Raw genomic sequence first — 3103 nt, 5'->3', positions numbered from 1 at the left:
GTTCAGCGCAGCAGGGCGAGGGCGGCGCGGACCGGCCGGCGGGCCAGGACCTGCTCGAACGAGGTACGTCCCGCGCAGAACCGGGCGAACATCCGCCAGCCGACCGGGGTGGCCAGCAGACTGTGGAAGAGCCCCGGTCGGCGGGTGAAACCGTCGAGCAGGTGCCGTCCGGCCCGCATCGACGGGACGAGCTGCGTCTGCACGTCCCGGACGTAGCCGTCCAGGTCACCGGTGGCCACCGCCGCACCGGCCAACCGGCCGGAGCGCAGCGCGTAGCTGATCCCCTCCCGGGTCCACGGTTCCAGCAGTCCGGCCGCGTCCCCGACGACCAGCACCCGGCCCTGCCGCAGCGGCGAGTCGTCGGACCGGCACCGGGTCAGGTGCCCCGAGTCGTGCACCGGCTCGATCCCGGACAGGCCGAGCCCGGCGACGAAGTCGCGCAGGTAGGCCCGGGTCCGCTCCCCCTCGCCCCGGGTCGCGATGACCCCGACGGTGAGCCGGTCCCCCTTGGGGAAGACCCAGGCGTACGAGCCGGGGACCGGGCCCCAGTCGAGCAGCAGCCGGCCCCGCCACTGTTCCTGTGCGGCCGGCGGTACCGGCAGTTCCACCTCCAGGCCGAGGTCGACCTGCGCGTAGCGGACGCCGACGTGCCGGGCGGTCACCCCGGAGGAGCCGTCCGCCCCGATCACCACCCGGGCGTCGATGCCCGAGCCGTCGGCCAGGCGCAGGCGTACCCCCTCCGGGTCCTGCTCGACGGCCCGCACCGCGGTCCGCTGCCGGAGCTGCGCGCCGGCCGCCTGCGCCGCCACGCGCAACCGGTCGTCGAACTCCTCCCGGCGGACCATCGCCAGCAACGGCCCGGCGTGCCGGCGGGTGAAGGCCCGGCGGCCGTCGTGGGTGAAGGTGACCCGGTCGACGTGGTCGTGGGCCGGTACGTCGATCCGGCCGGCCACCTCGGCGAGGGAGGTGCCGATCAGGCCGCCACCGCAGGTCTTGTACCGCGGATGTTCGGCCTTCTCCACGATCAGGGTGCGCAGCCCGGCCCGGGCGGCGGTGTGTGCGGCGGAGAGGCCGGCCGGTCCGGCGCCGACCACGACGAGGTCCCAGGATTCCACCGCAGCAGGGTAGGCCACGCACGGCCGGCTTGGTGATCTCCACGCCGGACCGGCCGGGCCCGGACACCGGTCGCGCGGCCACGAACGTCACCCGGACCGGGGAGCATCATCGTCGTCCCGCCGGGTAAGCGCCGCACGGAAACCGCCCGGCAGACAGAACGGGGCGGTCGGTTTCGTGGAGGGAACCGTCATGCAGCAGATCCCGCTCACCGGAGTCGAGGAGCAGGTGTACGTCGCGGTCACCGCCCTGGAGGCGCGCGGCCAGGTGCCGTACCCGGAGGTGATCGCCGAGGAGGCCGGGCTGACCGAGGAGGAGTTGGACGTACCCCTGGGCAGCCTGGCCGAGAAGAACCTGTTGCACCGGGAGGACTCACCGATGGCGGGGCTCGACTTCGGGCCCCGGTGGTGTGCCCGGCAGCCCGCCTGAGCCGGCGCCGGCCGGGGTACCGCCCGGTCCCGACCGGCGGCGCTGGCCGGCCCTGGGCGTCGGGCTCGTCGCGGCCTTCATGGGGCTGCTCGACGTCAGCATCGTCAACGTGGCGGTACCGTCGATCGAACGGGCGCTCGGCGCCACCCCCAGCGACCTGGCCTGGGTGCTGTCCGGGTACGCCCTGACCTTCGGTCTGACGCTGGTCCCGGCGGGACGCTTCGGCGACGCCCGGGGGCGACGGACCGTGTTCGTGGTGGGTCTGGCGCTGTTCACCGTGACCAGCGCGGCGGCTGGCCTGGCCGGGTCACCGACCTGGCTGGTGGTGACGCGGCTGCTCCAGGGTGCGGCGGCGGGTCTGGTCAGTCCCCAGGTGACCGGGCTGATCCAGCAGATGTTCGCGCCCGCCGAGCGGGGCCGGCCGTTCGGTCTGCTCGGCGCGACCATCGGGCTGTCCACCGCGGTCGGTCCGCTGCTCGGCGGCACGCTGATCCGGCTCGGCGGGGTCGAGCACGGCTGGCGGTGGGTGTTCTTCGTCAACGTGCCGGTCGGCCTGGTCACCGTGTTCCTCGGCTGGCGGTTCGTCCCGGCCGGGGGCGGGACCGGGGCCCGGTCCCTCGACCCGGTCGGGGTGCTGCTGCTCGGTGCCGGGGTGCTGGCGCTGCTGCTGCCGCTGGTGCAGCGCGAACAGTGGCCCGGAGCGCGGAAGTGGCTGCTCGTGCCGGTCGGGCTGGCCGCGCTGGCCGCCTTCGCCTGGTGGGAGCGGCGGTACGCGCGACGGGGTGAGCCGCTGTTCGACCTGGCGCTGTTCCGGATCCGCTCGTACGCGCTCGGGTCGCTGGTCGCCCTGGTCTACTTCGCCGGGTTCACCGCGATCTTCTTCGTCTTCACCCTCTACCTGCAAGCCGGGTTGGGCTACGACGCGCTGACCGCCGGTCTGGCGATCACCCCGTTCGCGCTCGGTTCGGCGGCGGCGTCCGCGCTCGGCGGGCGGCTGGTCAACCGGTACGGCCGCAGCCTGGTCACGGTGGGCCTGTGCCTGGCGGCGGCGGGTCTGGTCGTGGTGGCCCTGCTCGGTGCCGCGCGGCCCGGCGCCGGGCTGCCGTGGCTGCTGGCGGCGCCACTGGCCGTGGCCGGGTTGGGCAGCGGCCTGGTGATCACACCGAACCAGACGCTCACCCTCGCCGAGGTGCCGGTGCCGCAGGCCGGCGGTGCGGCCGGCATGTTGCAGACCGGCCAACGGCTCGGTGCGGCGGCGGGTATCGCGGCGGTCGGGGCGGTCTTCTTCGGCACCCTGGAGGCGGCTGCGGCGAACTGGTCCCCGGCTTTCCGGGATGCCCTGCTGGTGGCGGTCGGGTTCGTGCTGCTGGCGCTGCTGGCCGACCTCGCCGACAATCTGGGTGGTCGGCGACGACGACACCGGTGAACCGGCGCGGACCGGGGGTGGGCCGGTGCCGACCGCGCGGACGCCGCCGGCCACGACCGGACGGTCAGTCGGTGGTGGGTGTGGTGGAGCGGCGGCGCCGCCAGAACAGTGCCAGGGCCAGCAGCACCCCGCCGA

At 74.9% G+C, this 3103-nt stretch carries 3 protein-coding genes; 2 read left to right on the top strand and 1 reads right to left on the bottom strand.

What is annotated here, in order from left to right; translation table 11 throughout:
- Positions 1-2: 2 nt before the first annotated feature.
- Positions 3-1115 (bottom strand): geranylgeranyl reductase family protein, encoded by a 1113-nt coding sequence (locus GSF22_RS32395; RefSeq protein ID WP_208817717.1) that lies wholly within the window; start codon positions 1113-1115, stop codon positions 3-5.
- 190 nt (positions 1116-1305) lie between these two features.
- Between GSF22_RS32395 and GSF22_RS32390 the strand changes: the two genes are divergently transcribed.
- Complete coding sequence (locus GSF22_RS32390) at positions 1306-1542, top strand: hypothetical protein (RefSeq protein WP_208817716.1); 237 nt, start codon at positions 1306-1308, stop codon at positions 1540-1542.
- 79 nt (positions 1543-1621) lie between these two features.
- Entirely contained in the window at positions 1622-2968 is a 1347-nt protein-coding gene (locus tag GSF22_RS32385; protein ID WP_208817718.1) for an MFS transporter, read from the top strand.
- The last annotated feature ends 135 nt before the right edge of the window (positions 2969-3103 follow it).

It is taken from the genome of Micromonospora echinofusca (assembly GCF_017614955.1).
Taxonomy (GTDB): Bacteria; Actinomycetota; Actinomycetes; order Mycobacteriales; family Micromonosporaceae; genus Micromonospora; species Micromonospora echinofusca_A.
Note: the sequence above shows the minus strand (reverse complement) of the source record. Positions and strands in the feature narration are given on the sequence as shown.